The sequence below is a fragment of the Microbulbifer regidiadema (SeqCode) genome, from assembly GCF_052467605.1.
Map to the genome: position 1 here is coordinate 966,355 of NZ_CP174316.1, position 20,973 is coordinate 987,327.

A 20,973-nucleotide genomic window follows, 5' to 3' on the forward strand; every position below is an offset into this window, starting at 1 on the left:
GGCTCACCGACTGATCTATCCGAGAATGAATCATGGTCAAGCGCGATTCCAGTTGCGGCTGCGGCGGAGCTACCCAAACCGCAGCCACAACACCGGTTCACAATATCAATAATAACAGCGACAAAGGGGATCTATCCCTGTTCTCCATCAGCAAGATGGACTGCCCCACCGAAGAGGGCTTGATACGCGCCAAGCTCTCCGGCATGCAGGGCATTTACCAGCTGGACTTTAATCTGGTCCAGAGAATCTTACAGGTGCGCCACGCCCCCGGCTTGGAAAGCAAAATCCTAAACACCCTTGGTCCCCTAGATCTAGATGCGCGCCTGGCCACCGAGAAAGATATAGATTCTGCCCCTCCCAGCACCCAGGCGAACTGGTGGCTACTGGGCGGCGCTGGCTTGGCAGCGATTGCTTCAGAGATCACATCCTGGCTGTTGGGGAGCCACAACTGGCTAGTGATGGTTCTGGCCTTGGCCGCTATCGCAGGCGGCGGACTCACGACTTATAAAAAAGGCTGGATTGCACTCAGCAATCGCAACCTAAATATGAATGCGCTGATGTCCATCGCGGTTACCGGCGCCCTCCTCATCGGCCACTGGCCCGAAGCGGCAATGGTGATGGTGCTATTCACTTTGGCGGAGTTAATTGAAGCCAAATCCCTGGATCGCGCCCGCAATGCCATTCGTGAACTGATGAACCTGGCCCCTGAGACTGCCACAGTGCAGGGGCCAGATGGCGAGTGGGTTTCCATGTCCGCCAAGTCCGTTCCCCTCGGTGCAATGATCCGAGTGCGCCCCGGGGAGCGAATCGCCTTGGATGGGAGGGTCACTCGCGGGAATTCAGCCGTCAATCAAGCTCCAATTACCGGGGAGAGCCTCCCCGTCGACAAAGGCCCCGGGGATGAACTCTTCGCTGGCAGTATCAACGAGTCCGGAGCACTTGAGTACCAATCTACCGCCGCAGCCAACGATGCCCTACTCGCCCGAATTATTCACGCTGTAGAGGCCGCACAGGGCAGCCGCGCACCCACCCAGCGCTTTGTCGATCAGTTCGCCCGCTGGTATACGCCTCTGGTATTTGCTGTTGCCCTGGCAACGGCGCTAATACCACCACTGTTTTTCGCCGGCAGTTGGATGGAGTGGGTCTATCGCGCGCTCGTACTACTGGTTATCGCCTGCCCCTGCGCACTGGTGATCGCAACACCTGTCACCATTGTCAGCGGCTTGGCCTCCGCAACCCGCCACGGTATCTTGATAAAAGGCGGAGCCTATCTCGAGCAGGGACGCCACCTTCGCTGGCTGGCACTAGATAAAACCGGCACCCTCACTCAGGGCCGGCCTACCGTTACAGACTTCAAAATGATAGCGCCGATGCCTGCGGAGGAGGTGCAAATATTAGCCGCCAGCCTCGCCGAGCGCTCAGATCACCCGGTATCCAAGGCCGTGCTGGAGTTCGCCCAGATCCCCCACGACCGCTTAGCGGAGATAGAGGCTTTTGAAGCCCTGGCCGGGCGCGGCGTTAGGGGTCGGATTCACGGGGAGCCCTGCTACCTGGGCAATCACCGCCTTGTTGAAGAGCTGGGCGCCTGCTCCGCTGATCTGGAACAGCAGCTGCGAGCCCTCGAAGCAGAGGGAAAAACGGTCGTAATGCTGATCCAAGAGCACACCGTACTGGCAATGTTTGCCGTTGCAGATACCGTAAAGGACTCGAGCCGGCAGGCCATCGATAGCCTACACAGACTGGGCGTAAAAACACTGATGCTCACCGGAGACAACCAGCACACCGCAGATGCTATTGCCGGGCAAGTCGGCATCGACCGTGCCCAAGGCAACCTACTACCGGAGGATAAACTGCGTGAAATCGAAGCTCTGGCAGGGAGGGGCCGGGTTGGAATGGTGGGTGATGGTATTAACGATGCCCCCGCCCTAGCCCGCGCCGATATCGGTTTTGCCATGGGCGCGACAGGAACCGATACGGCAATAGAAACCGCCGATGTCGCCTTGATGGATGACAATCTGGGCAAGATTGCCACCTTTATTCAGCTATCCCGCTCCACCGCTCATATCCTATGGCAAAACATTATCCTGGCACTGGGGATTAAAGCCGCCTTTCTCGCACTTGCCTTTGCCGGGGAGGCAACTATGTGGATGGCTGTTTTTGCCGATATGGGCACCAGTTTATTAGTCGTCTTTAATGGGCTCCGGGTGATGAGAAAATAATTAACCCCAACGTATTAATTAGTGCTGCTGAGCGGTGTCGCCAAGCTATCCTCAGCATCATTCACAGCACTAATAAATTCTGCCGGTTGATTATCTCCGATATAAATCGCTCTTACCTGCCCACCTTGCCCGTTTAGCTCGATGAGAACATTTGGGTTATAGAATGGATGTAGCCCAGGGGCACAACCCTCTAATTAGAGTGTAAACTGCATTCCTTGCTTCAAATAGACCGCTTGCCCCGAATAACTTCTTTCTTAATGTAAATTCCCAACCTTTTGGCGAGACGCACCAGGTTCCCCCGGTCCGCTGACAATAATTTTGCCGCTCTACTCCAGTTGCCATCGGTCTCAGCCAGGGCTTGCCCAATAAGTTCACGCTGATAGTTGTCAGTTTCCGCCCTGAGATCAATAGCCTCGGACAGCAATGCTACCGGTTTTTTCGCCGCCACTTGAACAACTTGATCATCCGGAATTTCAATTTGCGTTGCGGTAATTGCAACGATAGCTTCTGGGGAACTCCCTTTTCGGGCCCGAAGAGCTGCGCGGCTGATAATATGCTCCAGCTCGCGAACATTACCCGGCCAAGCGTACCGCTTTAGCTTGTTGGTGGCCTCTGTACTGAGGCGCAACTGGCGAAAGCCCAGTTTTCTGCGCGAGCGCTCCAAAAAATAATCGGCCAGCAGCAGAACATCATTGTCCCTGCGACACAGGGGCGGAACCTCTAAAGGATATACGGAGAGCCGGTGGTAAAGATCAGCGCGGAAAGTCCCCCCTTCAATCCCCTTGCGCAGGTCCCGATTGGTCGCTGCTACAATACGTACATCCACATGTTGCACCGTATCCTTACCCACCGGCTGAATCTCACCACTTTGCAATACCCGCAACAATTTACTCTGTACGACAAGCGGCAGCTCACCAACCTCATCCAGGAAAATAGTGCCCCCATTCGCCAGTAAAAATTTACCGGGCCTTTCGCGATCGGCACCGGTGAAGGCGCCTTTTGAATGGCCAAAGAGCTCCGCCTCCGCCAGGGTTTCAGTGAGGGAGGCGCAATTTAAATAGACTAACGGCTTTTCCTTACGAGCCGATAAACGGTGAACCGTGCGGGCCACCAACTCCTTTCCCACCCCCGTCTCGCCGAGAATCAGCACGTTATAATCCGACCCCGCGACCAGTTCTATTTCACTGCGCAGCGCCTGCATTTCCGTGCTCTCCCCAATCAACTCACCCCCATCGCGCTCCAGCGCCTGCTGGGTTAGGTCTCTCACCAATTGTTCAGCATGCTCAGCGGAGTGCGACAGCGCTTTGAGTTCGAGGGCAGTACGCAAAGTGGCCGCAGACAATGCGGCTATTAACTCCAGGGTTCGATCACTGATTCGGGCATAGGCATCTGCTGACATACTGTCCACTGTTACCAGTCCAATCAGGTGATTGTCCGAATAGAGCGGCAGCCCCATGCAGGAGTGCACAGGAAGATCGCCCTCCCGATCTAAAAGCAGGCCGTCAAAGGGGTCTGGCAGCTGGCAGTCTGAAGGGAAACGTACGGGGTGTTCCGAGGCACAAATCTGCGCAAGTCGCGGGTGCTCCTCAATCACAAACCGCCGCCCCAGTGTTCGCCGGGCAAGCCCCTGTACCGCAAGGGGGCTAAGTGTATCGCCGTTGAGACCGAGCAGGGCAACCGCATCACATTTGATCGCCTTGCGGATAGTAGATAGCAAACGCTCAAAGCGATCGCTGTTGTTAAGGCTGTTGGCCAAATCCAGGGCCACTTCAAGTAAGAGAGTTGCGTTAGTATCGACCATAACTGTATCAGTCAAAAAGTTCTTTTTGTGTCATTATGACACGAATAAAAAATAGGTCAATTTGACATACAATTCTTACAAACAGCTTATAACCCTTTGTTTTTATTGATTTTTATAGTTGGCATAACAGTTGCTCTAGTTAGTTTGACGCCGTTTGCTACTAGAGACCGATATGCTGAATACAGAAAATCCCCTCCTGCATAAGCGCTTCAAGTTATTGCTAAAAGCCGGAAACTTTACCCTGCTGCTGTCAGTCCCGCTGTTGATTCTAACGATCGTAATTTGCTACCCACTATCACACCTATTTTCCATTCCCATACAGGTCGCAGGTCATATCTTTATGGTAATCAGTGCGACATTTTTAAAGCTGGGCTATATAGGCCGTGTGGTCGCGCAATACAATCTCAATTTAGAGGTTCGCTGACCAACCGCCTCCCCTTCTGGCTAACCGTGTGAATTGTGGGCCTTGCGGTCTCAATTCACACCTTTAAAGCTTGCTCGACAGCTCGCGGATTTCATGATTCAGAATACGGTCGTTTTGACTGTAATCCATAGGGATATCGACCAGGTGGACACCCCCCGTCCGGCAACACATTTCAATCACCGGTTTTAATTCGTCGGTGGCCGCGATCCTATGGCCATGGGCACCATAGGATTTTGCATAATCGACAAAATCGGGATTACCAAAATCCAGGCCAAAATCATTAAACTCCATCATCGCCTGCTTCCATTTGATCATTCCATAGGCATCATCGCGCAAAATAAGTACGATAAGATCGAGCTGTAGACGAACCGCCGTCTCAATCTCCTGGGAATTCATCATAAAGCCCCCATCCCCGCAAATAGCGACAACGCGCCGATCTGGATACACCAGCTTAGCGGCCATCGCCGAGGGCAAACCCGCCCCCATAGTTGCCAGAGCATTGTCGAGCAGTACGGTATTCGGTGCCAACGCGGGATAATTGCGGGCAAACCATATTTTGAACATGCCATTATCCAAGGCAATAATCCCCTTCTCCGGCATTACCTCGCGCAAGTCCTTCACCAGTCGCTGCGGGCAAATCGGGAAAGTGGCGTCCTTTGAACTCTCCTGGATATGGTTTTGAAGTGCCGTGCGGATGCGACGTGCGTCGGTAAAGCTCCAATGTTCCTGGGGCTCCAGATGCTGGTCGAGCTGCCATAAGCTGTTGGCGATATCCCCCACGACCTCAATCTGTGGAAAATAGACCGGGTCTACCTGCGCGGAATTAAAGTTGATATGTACAACCTCCGGACCACCAGGGCGCATAAAGAAAGGGGGCTTTTCAACAACATCGTGGCCCACATTAATAATCAGATCGGCCTGCTCAATCGCCCGATGTACAAAGTCCCCATCGGAAAGTGCGGTATTGCCGATAAAGTGCGAGCCTGATTCATCAATCACCCCCTTCCCCATCTGAGTTGTCACTACTGGAATAGCGAGCTTATCGACAAACTTGCGCAACATCGTAGCGGTCAGTTTGCGATTTGCACCGGCTCCCACCAACAGCAGCGGCTTGCGCGCGGCGGCGATAGCCCCTGCGGCTTTGCGCACCGCCTTTTCCTCTGCGACCGGTCGGCGTATATAACTGGGCTCCAATACCGGCATACTGGATTGTTCGCGGGCAATATCCTCGGGGAACTCCAAGTGGGTAGCTCCCGGCCGCTCCTCTTCCGATTGTCGGAAGGCCTCGCGAACCTGAGCTGGCACATAATCACCGCCCACGATCGTCTTGGTAAATTTGGTCAGCGGTCGCATCATATCGACGATATCAATAATCTGAAACTGCCCCTGCTTGGAACTCTTAATCGGTTTTTGACCGGTAATCATCACCATCGGCATGCCGCCGAGCTGGGCATAGGCCGCAGCGGTCACCAGGTTCGTGGCACCGGGACCCAGTGTCGACATACATACACCCGGCTTGCCGGTAAGACGGCCATAGGTTGCAGCCATAAAGCCTGCACCCTGTTCATGGCGCGTGACTATCAACTGAATTTTTGAACCACGTAAAGACTCCAACAGATCCAGGTTTTCCTCCCCCGGAATTGCGAAGATATACTCCACTCCCTCTCTCTCAAGGGCGCGAATAAAAAGGTCTGATGCTTTCATGGGGAAAGGTTCCTGTAGTTCCGCGCCTCTGGCGTGCAGATTAGCGCTAAAAGCGCAGCTCTAGTAACGACTTTGCGCTATAAGCTCAATTACCCGGACACCTCTATCGCACAACCCAGCTTATAGGCCTGCCAGTTTGCACCCTGGAGCGCCGCTCACAGGGTGGCTTGGCTATGGATTGCTAAGATCAGCCTCAGGGAAATTCAATCGCTTGCGCACCGCTACCCCCTATTCACTTCGTGACAGCGAGCGCCCTTGTAAGCCGTGAATCACTGCCTCTGTTGTATGACACCGGATGATAAGAGTTGCAAATGAAATCTCGCTCAGAAGGCGCTGAAAAACACTGGGTTCTTTCACTTGCGGCTCTCGGAGTTGTTTTTGGTGATATCGGCACCAGTCCACTCTATGCCTTCAAGCTGATCTTCCACCCCAGATATGGAATCCCCCACAACAGCGAGACCATTATCGGTGGAGTATCTGCGGTGTTCTGGGCACTTACCCTTATCGTCACTATTAAGTACGTGATATTGGTAATGCGCCTGGACAACCGGGGGGAAGGCGGAATCATGGCGCTGATGACGCTAGCCCTCGAAGCAACAGAGGGGCGGAAATCACTGAGAAAGCTCATTATCGGTAGCGGAATCTGTGGTGCCGCACTTTTTTTTGGCGATGCGGTTATTACCCCGGCCATCTCCGTTCTCTCCGCAATTGAAGGCCTGGAAATCGTCAACGGGACACTTAAACCGTTCATCCTTCCTATCTCTATCGGCGTACTCTTTGGATTGTTTTTTGTACAGCGCTTTGGCACCGAAACCGTGGGAAAACTATTTGGCCCCATCACCGCCATTTGGTTTTTAATTTTACTGATCACAGGGCTTTTTTGGGTGATACAGAATCCCATTATCCTCCTCTCGATTAATCCCCTACATGCCGTGAGATTCCTCAGTGACCACGGCATGGCCTCATTCTGGATTCTGGGTGCCGTACTGCTCGTATTTACCGGGGGCGAGGCCCTGTATACCGACATGGGCCACTTCGGCCGCACACCTATACGCATAGTTTGGATAGGGCTAGTATTCCCCGCCCTGGTACTGAACTACATGGGACAGGGCGCACTGCTGATAAGCGATACTTCAGCGGTAGATAACCCCTTCTATCGGATGTACCCGGAGTGGGCCCTCTACCCGATGATTGTTCTCGCAACCGCAGCCACCTGCATCGCCTCTCAGGCGTGCATCTCCGGGACTTTCTCTCTGGTAAAACAGGGCACTCAGCTTGGTATGATGCCCCGCTTCGCAGTTCGCCACACCTCATCATCGCTAGCGGGGCAAGTTTATATGCCTGGCGTCAACTACTTGTTAATGTCAGCGGTCATTCTCGTAGCGGTTCTCTTCGGCAGCTCCACACACTTGGCCGGCGCCTATGGCGTCTCAGTCAGTGGTACCATGCTCATCACCTCCTGCATGGCTGCGGTTGTGTATCGCCATCACCTCAAATACAACCTGGCCATTTGTCTTATCGCGGGATCTTGCTTCGCCCTTATTGACTTTGCCTTTGTGCTCTCCAACTTGGCCAAGATAGGCCATGGCGGTTGGTTTTCTATTAGCCTTGCCGGGTTTATTACCTTGCTGATCGTAACCTGGCGCGACGGCAAAAAAGCCATTGGCCGCTATATGGAAAGCAAAAACTACAAATTAGAACCCTACCTACACTCACTACTTGAAAACCCTCCCCTGCGAGTACCGGGAACAGCGATTTTTGTCAGTTCCAATCAGCTATATGTTCCCCACGCCTTGATTTATAACTTAAGGCACAACAGTGTTCTACATGAAAACAACCTTTTTCTTACCGTTACAGCAGCTAACACACCAAAAGTCATGCTAAAAAATCGTGTAATTATGAGTGACTTGGGAGGTGGGTGCCTCAGGTTGATATTGCGGTATGGCTATATGGAAAGCCCCAATATTGAAAAAACATTAAACAAACTTAAAAAGGTGCACTTGTTAGATATAGACCCCAATAAAGCCTCCTTTTTCACTTGCCGCTACAATATATTCCCCGTTAAACGTGGCTATAGTGAGATGGCAAATTGGCGAGAGCGCATTTTTGCCGCTATGGTGCGAAATGCAAGCAGTACAATTAATTATTATCGCATCCCAGCTCATCGGACGGTCGAGGTGCAGGAGAACATAGAAATTTAACGCCACGCGCCACCTTGGTTTTTGAAAATCCTCTGAAAAAATTTGCACCCCATCCCTTTACATCTCCACCACTTTCACCCCTGCGCGCCCTATAAGCTACACCCTCGCTAAACCGGGGGAGATTTTTCATGATGATTATACTCAGGAGTTTTTGCTTTCATTGCCTGCGATCACTGAAGGGAAGGCTGTTTTTACTTTCACGATCCGCTCAAAATCATATTGATTTCACGAGTTTTATAAACCTCAGGTAGTCTAATAACTTTGCATATATCAACGGAGAACCGGTAGAAAATGTCAATAGCAGACTTAAAAGAAAAGCTGCAAACCAATTGCTTGGTGGCACTGGCAGACACCCATACTCAAGCTAATGCTCGCGAAGATGCCCGGGAACTCATTAATAGTGGGCTAGTGAAAATATTCTTTATTGAATACCAGTTCAGCGCCGACTCAAATAATGGAGCCATTGCCAATGAGTACGGAGCAAAGCTAAATGCAGCAATCTCTGAAATGCTCGACCTTAAAGTTTCCTATGAAAAAGCATTAGAGATTTTAAACACAGGTGGCTACTTTAGACTATTAAACTCGACAGATTCAGAACCTTCCCTAAAGGAATTGACCGCTAGAGCAATAGGAATGGGGGTACAAGTCTTGGCCTGCGACAAAGACTACCAGGACACTCAGGAGGAGTTAAACAAAAAGAATTGTGGCGCCTTATCCCTTGCCTCACCTACCGCTATAGAAATAAGAGATGAATTTGCATCTGACACCATATCCAATTACTTGAAAGTTGGCACCAACGTTGAGACAGGCCGCTTGATGCTATGGGGAGCCGGACACTTCACAGAGAATGCCCCAACTGAGAAGTTCCCGGATGCTCGCCTACAGACTCTTTTGGCGAACAAGGGTGTAGATCCTATACATATAGAAGAATAAAAAAACGGATAGGTCGCCGTAATCGCGACCTATCCAACGATATAATTCCCTGCCCTTCCAGCTGAAAGCATCCCTCTTTATAAGGGCGGCATAAAAGGAGCTTCATCTCCTACCTTTTGTCAATTTACCCCGACACACTGAGTGCCTTAAATTACCTTTTACCAAAGACGAGTACGCCCCCCGCACCCCTCCACTCCACAGGAGCGAGTTTCATCTAACGTACTCGTTTTACCTGCAAGAGCGGCTCCATGCTGAGGGCAATAGATAGCTCCGCATCGAGTACACTGATGCCACTTATTGATGACACTTGGTGTCCACCCGTGGATATCTCCACAAGTACGGCAAGGCGCTTTAGGCACTTGATTCAGAACATCAACATGCGCCTGTAGAAGCCCGGTAACCCCGACAGTAACATCTGGCAAGTCTTCATCCCACACTACATTACAGTTATGGGCCACTGGCACATTGGGAACAGTCTGAATATATATGCGGCGATTATTCGGCGGTACATTAACACCAATAGCCCAGTGATCCGTGTTCCACCAATCTGAACTTTTCATGACCACGATATAAGGTCCATCGTCCACTGCCGACGGGGTGATACCGTTAGTACGCAGCATTACTCGGACCAAAGCACTGGCGAACGTACTCTGAGCGGGAGTGAATGGCACATTGGGCCCGCCGCGTACAGTTTGTGCAGCCCCAAGTCCATCCCTCATAATGGTTAAATCAGGATCAGAGCCCGGATAATTACCGGCAGGTGCACCATTAACACCACGAGCATAAATGCCCTGATTATTCTGCCAATCAAAGACAATCAAATCATCAACGATAGATGGAGCACTCTTCGGGTCATTGACCGCCAGCACTCCTCCACTCAAGGTCCAATTCCAGCAGGCATATTCGTAAATTGTTCCTGTATTTGTCGCAGCTATATCATACCCATCGCGTGTAGGGGTATATCCCGCTAATGTCAGGAGAACATCATCACTAAGAATAGGCATACTCAATTCCTCCAGCGTTATGATAAAAACATATTGGCAACTACCAGCAAGGGCAGCTATAACGCTTAGCCTGTAACACACCTCTTAAAAATAAGAAGCTCTACCCAGCCGACTTTTCCAAACCCTATCTGATGAACCCCCTCCTCCATTTGCACAACTTATTCACAACCCTTATACATCAATTATTCTGACCACGATCACCCTGATCACTTTCACCCTGATTATCATTTGTGTCATCCCCATTTCCTCTACCTTACCCCTAGAGCGGACCCTGAAGGCCACAATTGCTGTATTGCAGCCCTAGATGCAAGCGCAGGCTTATACGTATGTTTCTGTTTCTACTTTACGTTACACTGTGATCAAATAACGATTTCTAGCGGAAAAACTTATGAGCTTAAATCGCAAGCTTCCTCTAGCACTACAAACTGCAATCGAGAATGCATACGACACTTTTGCGCGATATTCTCAGTTGGCACATATTGAGGGATGCCCCTGTTGCGTCTCAGAGGCAGACAATAAAATTCTTACTAGCGTGCCTCTACATGAGATTTCCAGTGAAAAACTAGAAAAGTATTCCAGAAAAGCGATGACCACCTGGGGAGGAGTCGAAGACTTCAAGCACTTTCTCCCCAGAATGCTTGAACTAATTGCCACCAATGCTAAAGCTATGGATTGTGAAACTATCGCGGGCAAGCTTGTTTATGCCGATTGGCAGTTATGGCCAGAACCTGAACGCAATGCTGTCAATTTATTCTTGAACCAGTGGTGGCAATCCGAGCGCCGGAAAGATGCTCATAGTGCTATGAGCTGCCTTTCCTCTCTTTTTTGTGCCGAGCTCGATGTCTCCAGGTATCTTGACGAATGGTGGAATGATGATACCCCGCTCTCTCGACGATGCATCGTAGACTTCCTAGCAAGCTATTCATATGAGCTAACACAAGGGGGATCGTCACTCGCATTCTGGCCCAATGGTTTTGAAACTATAGGGATATGGCTTCGCAAAGAGGTAGAGATTTCATCTCTTCTTTCACTCGCCCTAAAGCAGCCTATTGGAACTGATGTATATGGACTATATGAAATTGCCTCTATGCTTCTTGGGAGGGATGCCGCAGATTCCTGGTTCCAGAAATACCAAGAGCGCCATCAAGAAAAATCTTAACGTAATAGCCGGGGCTGCTGTCTAATACAAAGAAAAACTTACATAAGCTAATTAGGCAAGCAGTTCTTACACCCCATTAAGAGCGTTTGGCCCTCACAGCTCACATAACCGGTACCGCCGGCCCTTATCCCCCATTCACACACCGCCCCCATCCACTCGCCGCTACCGTATACATAGCAGGGAAGCACATCGTATTCATCATGAATTTCTCTTACAGATACAATTTGTGCCCGAGAAAAATACTGCTGCGCCTGACTCTTGGTAAGCTTGAAATCGGAACAGAATTGTATCGCTTCGCCCCCACTTGCAGTACCACTCATCTCAGTTATTCTCACATAATCACTTCTCGCCATACTGCACGAAACCAGAACAAATAAAACAACAGTAAAAGTGACCCTTTTTATCATCTTACAGCCATCAATACCTTCTATCCAAACCCCCTAAACATCGACAAACATCCACCTCAACGATACAGAAAACAGAAAACAGAAAACAGAAAACAGAAAATCGCCGAGCTTATTATGGCAAAGTCAATCACTCAACCTTGTACCTGCCATTTGAATTGATATAGAGAATCATCTCCGTATCAACCGCAAGATTATGCTCACCCTTTACTTCAGAACTAAAAAAGCTACCCGGAGACAATACAGTTTTAGCTTTATCATCCTCCCACTGATAAGTTGCTTTACCCTTAACCACCACAGCCTTCAATTCATTGCCACTTTCAATCGCCCCCTTAAAACCGGGCAACAACTTAACAAAACTACCATGAGCAAGACTTGGATTGCCCCATAGGTACGCTATTTGTGCTTTGCTGTGGCCTAACCAACTCGCATCTTTGGCATCGAGCCAAACCAGATTGCTCTCATCCACGTTGATTGGACGCTCTCCACTATCGAAAGACTTTTTGGCGGGAAGAACAAGGTAGGGACCACTATCAATCTCCAAGTAAATGAGACTTTCCTTGCCTTTTGCTGCGGTGATATGAATCTCACCGGCTGGTTGAGTCCAAAACGAGCCGACTGGCAACCACATATTTTTCGCTGTAGGATCATCATTATGTATTAACCCTTTGATCACTACACCCCGGTAAGCAATATTGTGAATATGTGGTGGTGAAGAGAATCCTTTATGAAATTTCACCAACATGCCAGCAGCCATATCTTTTGTGCGATCGCCCCATAGATCTGCCGCTCTAGGACTGGCATCTCCTCTGAGAGGGTTAAGCAACCCCCACTGAATTTTATCCGTACTTATCACTGAGTGCTCCACCGCCAGCAATGGCAGTGGCAAAATACCAACCACCAAAGCAAACGCCACCAACTTAGTGATCGAAATATATCTGACCGTTTTACTAGGCATGATAATTCATTGTAAATCCACACTCCTCAAGTGTTTGCTTTATATGCTCTTCAGAAGTCTCTGAAATCTGAACAAAAGCCACTCTTGCCCTCTTTAAGGCATTGCGCTTAGTCAAGTCCCTTTTCTGATAATTCCCCTGAAAGTGCCCGGCACCCTGATACTCAATTACCGCTAACGGTTGGAATTGTTTATTCGTTATAACGAAATCACTGCGCTTGCTATTGATCGCCCTATAACCAAATTTATTCTCACAAGTAAGTATTTCGCCTAGTGATGCTTGTGGGTTTATACAGTAATTCTTACTCAAAAACTTAACTAAAACCCAGTAAATATTTTTTTCTGAGTTATTCAACAGGTTTTGCTTGCTATACAGACATCTTTGTGACGCCTCTAAGAATTGATCATCCAGTGGCTTCGGTTTAGGCTTTTCATATGTTTGTGCCGGCTGAGGTTGCTGCACTGGTTTTTTCGATACAGTTTTTTTCGGTTTCTTTGCACCCGCTACAACAATACCCGCTATAAAAGCAATTATCGCAGTTATCAGAATATCCATCTTTTATATTACCGAGTAGTTTTGCTGTTTTTACACTCAATCTTTAAGTTTATTCAAGCCACACCACTAAAAGTGAGGCCGATAAAACACATAAAACATACAAATTATACCACTCAAAAGCCACTATCTATAATACCCGATTACAATCAGGCGCTCAGCCGCTACTCTTACCCCAGGGAACCTCTGGCATGCAGAGCGGTTCACAATCAAGGCGCGGCTTCACAGGAATGTCTAGACCTTTCAAGAAGTCGCAACACGGAATGTGATTCGCTCTGCAAGCCCCGAAGGGCGGGCCTTGAGGCCACAGCTGCTGTGTTGCAGTTCTTGCAAAAGCTATGGCCATTCACGGCGAGCTGCACCTAACTCTACAGCCTTCAAAACCCACAGAGGCATTACGGAGTTATTCAGAGGCTCCCTAGCTATTGATAGAACCAAAGCGCAGCCATTAAGTTTAGTAGCATCATGATAAAGTCAGTAACAAAGATAAAACGCATTACGCCCTTCACCCGCCACGGCCCTTCACCACTGCGATTCTTCAAGGCCACAGGGAGATTATAGATAAACTGTGTTCCGTGAGTAACGGCAAAAGCTAATAGCAGTGTAGCTCGCTGTAAATCTGTAGCAAAAACCGAGGGACTGATCAGTATTAAAACATTAAGGAAGGCCAGTGAGAGATTAAAACCGCCCAGAAATTTTCCCGATTCTGCCAAAATCGCAAACACCGGGGTATCTCTCTGCTCTCTCGGCACCAGCAATTTAGCAAAAATATGATTTCGCAAAGAGAAGACATTAAACCCCATCAGAAACCAAATTGTGTTTAACACCAAAACTATTTCAAAAATCATCGATATCTCCTAGCCTTATTATTCGCCGGCCACAAAGGCTGACATATTATTTAGTCGATGCTGCAACTGCCCCAGGGCACCGAGTTATCACGTGTTAGCCAATACCGGCCATAGGTCCACAATCTCCCCTTTGCTGTAAACAGCGATATCACCAAATTGCAGGAACACCGACTCGCTCTGTGTGGGCCTGAGGAAAACCCAGTCATCTTCGTTCAAAGTCACCTTGCGGGAGCCGTTCAGCATTTCCTGGTTACTGGAGCGGCCATAAATGGGGTTAATCGACAGTCCCGCTGGTGATTCAGGTTCCGCTTTCCAGTAACCGCCGGAGATAAAGAAACTTTGTTCACGATTTGGGTTTAACCAACTAAAGGGAGCGGTGAGCCCTTCGATGCCAGGTATCTGTGTTTGCGATAGCTTCTTCAGTACCGGGCTCGCGATGTAGGCGGCTGGTCTATGATCGGATAAGGTAGGGATATCAAAGCCCGCCGGCTTAACCAGGCAGGAGCCCGCTGCAATTTCACTACAGGGCGCACTCCCGGCGTGGGGCTTATATAGCTGGTAAGTAGGACTTCCCGCTGCGTTCATCGTCACGACTTTAGGGTATACCTCTCCCAACTGAGCTTTGGCTTGTTCCACCCTGCTCCGATAAATATCCAGCCCCCGGGTGATCGCCTTTTCAGGTCCGCCGAGAATACCCGGCATCTTTGCGGCGTGAGCGTCGTAGCCCATAAAGCCGGCAAACTCTAGCTGGGGCTGCCGCTGGATAAGATTAAGCATTGCCGCAAGGTCTTCCGCATTCGCAACCCCACCCCGGTGCAGGCCCACATCTATCTCAATATTGATACGCAGAGTTTGCGTGAGAGACTGTGCCAAGCTGGCATATTGAGTGAGGCGGCGGGGGCTGTCGACCAACCACTGCAACTGCTGCGAGGGGTCGAAGTGCCCCACCCGTGGAGCGGCATAGAAAGCTTTAGCCGCAGCAATAGGCAGGGGTTTGCCCAGTAAAATATCGCTAGCGGGATAAGAATTGACCAGTTGCTGGAGAAATGGCAACTGGAACACCATGATGCGGTTAGTGTTTGTACGCTTAGATATAACGTCCAGTAAGTTGAGTGAGGGCAATGATTTAGCCACTACCCGGTAGTCGTAGTGGCCGCTGAGATGGCCAGTTAAGATATCGGCGTTTTTTTGCAGATTTTCCCGGTCGACGACTAGGGTCGGACCGGAAAAGCCGGCACTATCCAGGGCTTTTGCAACACTGGCAAAGTAATCACTGTGCCCGCCCTGCCCCTTCGCTTTGGGACGCAGTGCAGTGACACCGGCCACTGCTCCCAGCGCTAGCCCGCCCAGTATTAACTTGCGGCGCTTGATATCCATTGTGCCTTCCTCTCTGAGGGTCCACCGTGGAGCAATACCAACCTGCTCAAGTAAAAAGCGTTTTTAGATAGGGATTTAAAAACTTCCCATTGGGGTCCAGCTCCCGGCGAACAGCCAGGAACTCCCGCCACTGTGGGTATAGTTCAGCAAAGTCTTGCCCTTGCAGCCTGTTTAATTTACCCCAATGCGGGCGACCACCATGCTTTCGCATAATGGGTTCAATGGCCTGAAACAGCGGCTGGTGGTCTTCTTCAAAGTAGCGGTGTATAGCGATGGATACTGAGTCCTGCTGAAAGAAAGGGCTCAGCCAGATATTGTCCCCCTTGACGAAGCGCACTTCGATGGGGAAGAACACATCCAGATTATTATCCTCAATCGTGCGGCGTATTTCCGCAAAAGCTTTTAAGCCGGCCTCGCGGGGCAAGTGGTATTCCATTTCATTGAAGCGCACATTTCGCTCACTGGCGTAGTTCCGCCAGGAAGATTCAACCACGACTTCCCGCTCGATATCTTCCATCGCGCTTTGCAGGGCAAATTGGCGGAGCTTTGGCGACCAACCCAGCCAATCCCGCACAGATTTCAGGGTCATCACCGCCTCATTGGTATCTTCCCGCGCTGTAGAGAAGATTGCCTCAGTGGTTGGCTGGTGGGAATCCGCCATGCACATCCCGGAAAATGGAATGTAGTAGAACTCAAAATTGCGGTTGGCCTCTGCCAGGGCCGGCGCCTGATCCAGTACCTCTTCGAGAGGCGCCACCCAGGACTCTCGGCGCAGGCGATAGCTGGGCTGATTCTGCATGCGCACTTTAGTCACCAGTCCCAGACTGCCGAGGGATACCTGCGCTGCGGCAAACACTTCAGGGTTTTGCTCACTATCACACCAAAGTGTATCGCCACTTGCGGTCACCAACTCCATGCCCGTTGCATAGCTGGACATACACCCCAAGCCGGCACCCGTACCGTGGGTCGCGGTTGCCAGGCAACCACCTAAAGTTTGCTCATCGATATCCGGTTGGTTAATCAGTGCCTGGCCAATATCCTCAAGCGGCTGGCCGATATCTGCGACCCGGGTGCCAGCGTAGATTATTGCCTGCACCCTATCGGTATCGTAGTCGGCGACACCGGTAATACGCCCCAGTGAGATTATTGTGTCATCAGTGGGGACCAGCGCAGTAAAGGAATGACCTGCGCCTACGGCTCTGACGGAGCCTTGCGCTTCCGCAATCGCCGTCTGCAAGGCGGGAATATCCTTGGGGGCCAAACGGTGGTCAGGTGAGCACTCCTGCGAACCAGACCAATTGCGCCAGCGCAGCCCCTTCTTCTTGGCTGGCGGTGCTGCCGTCTGCAACAACGTGCGGGCCACTGATGAGATAGGCGCAGCGGCCAGCGATGCGGAGCCTGCTGCGATGGCATTAATAAACTGACGGCGATTGCATCCCATAGCCCCTACTCCGCAGTAGCCATAAAGACGATTAACTGCTCGAACTGCTCGGGAGAGCATTCAAAGCAAAGGCCCAGGGGCGGCATTCCCTGGAAACCATTGATCGCATTCTCCACCAGCACCTCCACCCCCTTATTCATACGGGGTTTCCAACTGGCCAAATCCCCGGTGAGAGGCGCGGTGGTGGCACCAGTACTGTGGCAACTGCGGCAACTGCGAGTATATATTTCAGCGATTTCCGGGTCAGCGGGTGATAGGGTAAGCGCCCTTTCGATCAACAGTGCCCGCTTCTTTTCCATCTCCTGCGGAGACTCGGAGCACCCTTGAATGACATTTAATACCAAAAACAGAGACAAGAGCTTAATGCTCCGGCGCAAGGCAAGCAGTTCCATATGCGTACACCTACTACATTATTGTTGTTTATATCTTTTTGGCTTTTGCCAATGTTCAGCTTGTGTACATATCGCTGGCACTATTGTTAATCATGCTGGCCTCTAAAACAACTATCGGAACTGTTTTGCCTGAATAAAATTTTTAGCGCAATTTATTTGCGTACCATTTCCACAGCGGCAGCCCAACAATTTCCCGCTGCAACCACCAGTCTTTACTTCAGCGGGAATAGAGTCGATATAAAAACGGGTTTGGCTTTTTCAGCTTTAATGTAAACCGGTTACACCTTGCAAGCTGCAACCCAAGCTATAAAACGCCACGTGCTTTCGCTAAAAACTTTAAAATATATTAAAAGAATCAGGGCTATATCCCTGCCAGGGAGCCGCCAAATAAAGACAATCGCTGACACCTGAAAACAATTTACCCTACAGCGGGCTTTAAACATTGAGAATCAATAAGAACAGGCATACCCTAGCACTTTTCGATCAGGTAGGTCGTTAATGGTTGAGAGAGTATTAGTATCCCCCGGTGGGCCGGAGTTGTCAGAGTTAATTCAAGGCTATTGGCGTGTGAGCGAGTGGGATTTAACCCCTCAGCAGCGCCTGACACTGCTTAAACAACATTTAGAGAGGGAGATTAGCACTGTTGATCATGCGGATATCTACGGCGACTACAGCTGCGAACAGCTGTTCGGTGAGGCATTAAAGCTGGATAAATCTATCCGCAGCCGCATTGAAGTTGTCACCAAATGCAATATCAAATTACTTTCTGAAAAGTATCCAAACAGAAGCGTCAAGCACTATGATTCCAGTGCGCAGCATATTCGGCATTCTGTCGATAACTCTCTAGCCCGTCTGGGTATCGAGCATATAGAGGTCTTGCTTCTCCACCGGCCTGATGCCTTAATGGATGCGGATGAAGTCGCCAGTGTATTCCTAGAACTACAAAAAGCCGGCAAGGTAAAACACCTTGGCGTCTCCAATTTTACTCCCCGGCAATTTGAACTTCTACAATCCCGCTTAAGCTCCTCACTGGTGACAAATCAGGTAGAAATCAATCCTATAAATTTTAATGTGGCCGAAGACGGGACCCTGGACCAATTGCAACAATATAGAATCCGCCCTATGGCTTGGTCTTGCTTGGCTGGCGGAAAAATTTTCAGTGGTTCAGACGCTCAAATCCTGCGCCTGCGCACTACTTTGGAAATGGTCAAAGAGGAAATTGGCGCAAACAGTATTGATCAAGTTATCTATGCATGGGTAAGGCGTTTTCCCTCCAAGCCTCTGGCAATTGTGGGCTCGGGAAATATTAAACGGATTGAATCGGCCATTGAAAGCCTGAAGTTTAATTTGAACAACGAACAGTGGTATAAAATTTGGACGGCCTCTAGAGGCCGTGAGGTGCCATAGGCTCAGCTGAACCCTATCAGCGCAGCTGTTTGTAGCGGGGTTTCAGCTGGCGTAATACCATCAAACCCCGCACCGCTCACCTATTGAATCAGTCCCTAATTCTGCTGTTCCATTTGGCTCAACCAACGCATCAAACGCCCCTGGGACAGATTTCTATTTTTTTCATCCCCCGCATTGATAAAGGATGCCATTTCAGTGATCAAATTTTTCTGATCCCATTCATAGAGGAAACTCGCAAATACATGAAATGCAGCATCGGCACAATTCGATATAATCTTTAAGTCTCCACCTTTGGCCTTACCTTCCAGAGAACTTTCGCTCGCCATCCACTTTCCAGGGGCAAATGCATAGCGAAAAGAGACTCCGCTATTAGCGAGATGACTACCGAAACCCTGGGTCCCGCGAAGCTCTTCGCGCAGGAACCTTCTGAAACGGGTGTATTCAGCCTGATCGATTTGCAGGCCATAATATTGCGTAGTAGGATCGGCATTCATTCCTGTATCATCACGCCAGCAGCCAGTGATAGGTGCCATTTGATAGTGGCGCCCAAAGGCGGAACCTTTAAACGCATCCCAGGAACTATTGGGGTCCCAGCCGACGATGGTATCGACAACACCATCCTTGCCGGCCATTAGCGCAGTGTGCCCATTCCAGGTTCTGCCCATTGAGCTCTCCACGCCACCGTTACTCTGCCACTGCGAGTAAAACCGGGAAAAAAATGAACCATAGGATCGCAAACTGGATACAAAACAAATGCCCGCAAAGTGCCCCTGGCACGCCCTGGGGTTAAAACCTTTTCCGCTCATCGCCACATCCTCTATAACAACTACGAGTAAACTACGTCAGTGTTTATGTTTATTTTTGACAATTTAAGGACCTCCCCAATTCGCCTCAGCCCCTGCATCATTATTTTTTTCACAGGCCCAGGGATAAATGGGTAGACTCTCTGTACAACTCGAAAATATTTGATATCAAATTGAAACTATCGTGTCAACGAGAAAGGCGACTTAAGTCGAATAGGCTTAGGCAAAAGCCCCAAAGAAGTACTGATGAGTAACGCAGAGGTTCACATCAATCTAGCGAGAGTTATTCAGCTGTTAATAACAGCGATGGCCCCGGGCTAAGGCCACCCCTAAAAAGACAATAATTGCAAATTTTACCGGTTTTTTTCCTAAAAAGCTTAAGATAGCCACCATTCAAGACAATTAGGCAGACCACAACCAAGTTACCGGCAATCACAGTAAAGATATAAAAATAGGAGCTGTGCCTGGAGCTACTCATTTATAAAGCTCACCACAGCAAGAAAATTGCCTAACAAAGTCCCCAAAAGTTACTTGTTCGCGATATCAATCGCTGGACTCGCCAGAGCGCGATTCAATACGGCAGCCAAGCGAACCCCACCCTGCCGCAAACGCATTTCAATCGATTCCTGGCAGCGCAGAAAATATTTTTCCCCCAATTGGGTTTCTGTGGTGTAAGCCAGAGTGTGAGCCAGCTTATGAGATTCCTGAGCCCAAACTACAGCCGATGTGGATTGCCAGAGCTGCCTTTCAGCCACGCTGATTTTTTCAGTTTGTTTCCGGGCATAGTCTTGCCAATCTAAAACCAGCCGGGAGACCAGATGAATATCCCAAAGTGCGTGCAGGTTCGTTTCAACCCCATAAAACTGCACCTGTACATCGTTGCCACCCCTATCCGAAAAAAGTCCAGTATGTAGCGGCTGGTGAAGATCACCAACAAAGTGGGCAATAAACATCAGTGCTTCTGCACGCTCCATTTTGCTACGAGTGCGATCCGCCAATACTTCCCGATAAGTTTGAATCGCCTTTAATATACACCCGGCCTCTGGACAATCCCGGGGCTCAATATAGGTGCGCCAATCGCGGGATAGATTTATATAGTGTAACGGTGCCGCCCAGCTATAAGTTTCATCTACTCTTATCCGATCAGCCCAAGTTGTAGATTCCGCGAGATGCCGCTCGCCAGCCTCTTCGAGTAACAGCTCAATTTCGTCCGCCGCTTCAGGGCTCAGATAATGCCAGGCAATCTCCCCCACTACCCGGTGGCCATCGTCACCCCAAGCGTGCGCTTGTGCCATAGCTGTGAATCCTAATAGTGCAACGGCTATACGGGTAAGGATCAATCGTACAC

17 protein-coding genes are annotated in these 20,973 nt (G+C 49.9%); 6 read left to right on the top strand and 11 right to left on the bottom strand.

Features of this window, described 5'->3' with window-relative positions:
- The first annotated feature begins 32 nt into the window (after positions 1 to 32).
- Complete coding sequence (locus ACJJIF_RS04895; protein ID WP_444931125.1) at positions 33 to 2,219, top strand: heavy metal translocating P-type ATPase; 2,187 nt, start codon at positions 33 to 35, stop codon at positions 2,217 to 2,219.
- A gap of 220 nt (positions 2,220 to 2,439) precedes the next feature.
- Here ACJJIF_RS04895 and norR read toward each other — a convergent pair whose 3' ends face one another.
- Positions 2,440 to 4,035, bottom strand: coding sequence for a nitric oxide reductase transcriptional regulator NorR (norR, locus tag ACJJIF_RS04900; RefSeq protein WP_444931126.1), 1,596 nt, complete (start codon positions 4,033 to 4,035; stop codon positions 2,440 to 2,442).
- Positions 4,036 to 4,192: 157 nt separating this feature from the next.
- Between norR and ACJJIF_RS04905 the strand changes: the two genes are divergently transcribed.
- Positions 4,193 to 4,444, top strand: a complete 252-nt coding sequence (locus tag ACJJIF_RS04905; RefSeq protein ID WP_444931127.1) for a hypothetical protein — start codon at positions 4,193 to 4,195, stop codon at positions 4,442 to 4,444.
- Between the two features lie 63 nt (positions 4,445 to 4,507).
- Here ACJJIF_RS04905 and ACJJIF_RS04910 read toward each other — a convergent pair whose 3' ends face one another.
- The gene (locus ACJJIF_RS04910) at positions 4,508 to 6,148 is read right to left on the bottom strand and encodes an acetolactate synthase large subunit (protein ID WP_444931128.1); all 1,641 of its coding nucleotides are present in this window, start codon (positions 6,146 to 6,148) and stop codon (positions 4,508 to 4,510) included.
- 311 nt (positions 6,149 to 6,459) lie between these two features.
- Between ACJJIF_RS04910 and ACJJIF_RS04915 the strand changes: the two genes are divergently transcribed.
- Positions 6,460 to 8,349 (top strand): potassium transporter Kup, encoded by a 1,890-nt coding sequence (locus ACJJIF_RS04915; RefSeq protein ID WP_444931129.1) that lies wholly within the window; start codon positions 6,460 to 6,462, stop codon positions 8,347 to 8,349.
- A 291-nt stretch (positions 8,350 to 8,640) separates the two neighbouring features.
- Positions 8,641 to 9,282 carry a hypothetical protein gene (locus ACJJIF_RS04920; RefSeq protein ID WP_444931130.1) on the top strand — a complete coding sequence of 214 codons (642 nt, stop codon included), beginning with the start codon at positions 8,641 to 8,643 and terminating at the stop codon, positions 9,280 to 9,282.
- A gap of 158 nt (positions 9,283 to 9,440) precedes the next feature.
- Here ACJJIF_RS04920 and ACJJIF_RS04925 read toward each other — a convergent pair whose 3' ends face one another.
- Positions 9,441 to 10,286: a hypothetical protein gene (locus ACJJIF_RS04925; RefSeq protein WP_444931131.1), complete on the bottom strand. Its 846-nt coding sequence runs from the start codon at positions 10,284 to 10,286 to the stop codon at positions 9,441 to 9,443.
- A gap of 388 nt (positions 10,287 to 10,674) precedes the next feature.
- On the opposite strand from ACJJIF_RS04925, the gene ACJJIF_RS04930 reads away from it, so the two are divergent.
- A complete protein-coding gene (locus tag ACJJIF_RS04930) occupies positions 10,675 to 11,445 on the top strand; it encodes a hypothetical protein (protein WP_444931132.1) in 771 nt (256 codons plus the stop codon).
- Between the two features lie 534 nt (positions 11,446 to 11,979).
- On the opposite strand, the gene ACJJIF_RS04935 is transcribed toward ACJJIF_RS04930, so the two are convergent.
- The 6 genes from ACJJIF_RS04935 to ACJJIF_RS04960 form a co-directional block, all read right to left on the bottom strand.
- A complete protein-coding gene (locus ACJJIF_RS04935) occupies positions 11,980 to 12,807 on the bottom strand; it encodes a DUF4437 domain-containing protein (protein ID WP_444931133.1) in 828 nt (275 codons plus the stop codon).
- Positions 12,800 to 13,360: a DUF2726 domain-containing protein gene (locus tag ACJJIF_RS04940; RefSeq protein WP_444931134.1), complete on the bottom strand. Its 561-nt coding sequence runs from the start codon at positions 13,358 to 13,360 to the stop codon at positions 12,800 to 12,802. Before ACJJIF_RS04940 ends, ACJJIF_RS04935 begins: the two co-directional genes overlap by 8 nt.
- Before the next feature lie 419 nt (positions 13,361 to 13,779).
- On the bottom strand, positions 13,780 to 14,205 hold the full coding sequence (locus ACJJIF_RS04945) for a hypothetical protein (RefSeq protein WP_444931135.1): 426 nt from the start codon (positions 14,203 to 14,205) through the stop codon (positions 13,780 to 13,782).
- A gap of 87 nt (positions 14,206 to 14,292) precedes the next feature.
- A complete protein-coding gene (locus ACJJIF_RS04950; protein WP_444931136.1) occupies positions 14,293 to 15,582 on the bottom strand; it encodes a DSD1 family PLP-dependent enzyme in 1,290 nt (429 codons plus the stop codon).
- A gap of 46 nt (positions 15,583 to 15,628) precedes the next feature.
- Positions 15,629 to 17,023 (bottom strand): FAD-linked oxidoreductase, L-gulonolactone oxidase family, encoded by a 1,395-nt coding sequence (locus ACJJIF_RS04955; RefSeq protein WP_444931137.1) that lies wholly within the window; start codon positions 17,021 to 17,023, stop codon positions 15,629 to 15,631.
- A 5-nt stretch (positions 17,024 to 17,028) separates the two neighbouring features.
- Positions 17,029 to 17,415, bottom strand: a complete 387-nt coding sequence (locus ACJJIF_RS04960) for a c-type cytochrome (protein ID WP_444931138.1) — start codon at positions 17,413 to 17,415, stop codon at positions 17,029 to 17,031.
- A 498-nt stretch (positions 17,416 to 17,913) separates the two neighbouring features.
- Here ACJJIF_RS04960 and ACJJIF_RS04965 point away from each other — a divergent pair, with 498 nt between their 5' ends.
- The gene (locus ACJJIF_RS04965) at positions 17,914 to 18,822 is read left to right on the top strand and encodes an aldo/keto reductase (protein WP_444931139.1); all 909 of its coding nucleotides are present in this window, start codon (positions 17,914 to 17,916) and stop codon (positions 18,820 to 18,822) included.
- Positions 18,823 to 18,917: 95 nt separating this feature from the next.
- Here the strand turns inward: ACJJIF_RS04965 and ACJJIF_RS04970 are convergent, their stop codons facing one another.
- Both ACJJIF_RS04970 and ACJJIF_RS04975 read right to left on the bottom strand, forming a co-directional pair.
- Entirely contained in the window at positions 18,918 to 19,487 is a 570-nt protein-coding gene (locus ACJJIF_RS04970) for a hypothetical protein (RefSeq protein ID WP_444931140.1), read from the bottom strand.
- A 665-nt stretch (positions 19,488 to 20,152) separates the two neighbouring features.
- Positions 20,153 to 20,920, bottom strand: coding sequence for a S1/P1 nuclease (locus ACJJIF_RS04975; RefSeq protein ID WP_444931141.1), 768 nt, complete (start codon positions 20,918 to 20,920; stop codon positions 20,153 to 20,155).
- Positions 20,921 to 20,973: the final 53 nt, after the last annotated feature.

Bases quoted from the DNA above. Each gene is read 5' to 3' on its own strand.
- ACJJIF_RS04955 (WP_444931137.1), bottom strand. From the start codon at position 17,023: ATGGGATGCAATCGCCGTCAGTTTATTAATGCCATCGCAGCAGGCTCC.
- ACJJIF_RS04935 (WP_444931133.1), bottom strand. From the start codon at position 12,807: ATGCCTAGTAAAACGGTCAGATATATTTCGATCACTAAGTTGGTGGCG.
- ACJJIF_RS04945 (WP_444931135.1), bottom strand. From the start codon at position 14,205: ATGATTTTTGAAATAGTTTTGGTGTTAAACACAATTTGGTTTCTGATG.
- ACJJIF_RS04965 (WP_444931139.1), top strand. From the start codon at position 17,914: ATGGTTGAGAGAGTATTAGTATCCCCCGGTGGGCCGGAGTTGTCAGAG.
- ACJJIF_RS04940 (WP_444931134.1), bottom strand. From the start codon at position 13,360: ATGGATATTCTGATAACTGCGATAATTGCTTTTATAGCGGGTATTGTT.
- ACJJIF_RS04950 (WP_444931136.1), bottom strand. From the start codon at position 15,582: ATGGATATCAAGCGCCGCAAGTTAATACTGGGCGGGCTAGCGCTGGGA.
- ACJJIF_RS04910 (WP_444931128.1), bottom strand. From the start codon at position 6,148: ATGAAAGCATCAGACCTTTTTATTCGCGCCCTTGAGAGAGAGGGAGTG.
- ACJJIF_RS04975 (WP_444931141.1), bottom strand. From the start codon at position 20,920: ATGGCACAAGCGCACGCTTGGGGTGACGATGGCCACCGGGTAGTGGGG.
- ACJJIF_RS04970 (WP_444931140.1), bottom strand. From the start codon at position 19,487: ATGGGCAGAACCTGGAATGGGCACACTGCGCTAATGGCCGGCAAGGAT.
- ACJJIF_RS04920 (WP_444931130.1), top strand. From the start codon at position 8,641: ATGTCAATAGCAGACTTAAAAGAAAAGCTGCAAACCAATTGCTTGGTG.
- ACJJIF_RS04905 (WP_444931127.1), top strand. From the start codon at position 4,193: ATGCTGAATACAGAAAATCCCCTCCTGCATAAGCGCTTCAAGTTATTG.
- ACJJIF_RS04925 (WP_444931131.1), bottom strand. From the start codon at position 10,286: ATGCCTATTCTTAGTGATGATGTTCTCCTGACATTAGCGGGATATACC.
- ACJJIF_RS04895 (WP_444931125.1), top strand. From the start codon at position 33: ATGGTCAAGCGCGATTCCAGTTGCGGCTGCGGCGGAGCTACCCAAACC.
- ACJJIF_RS04960 (WP_444931138.1), bottom strand. From the start codon at position 17,415: ATGGAACTGCTTGCCTTGCGCCGGAGCATTAAGCTCTTGTCTCTGTTT.
- ACJJIF_RS04930 (WP_444931132.1), top strand. From the start codon at position 10,675: ATGAGCTTAAATCGCAAGCTTCCTCTAGCACTACAAACTGCAATCGAG.
- ACJJIF_RS04915 (WP_444931129.1), top strand. From the start codon at position 6,460: ATGAAATCTCGCTCAGAAGGCGCTGAAAAACACTGGGTTCTTTCACTT.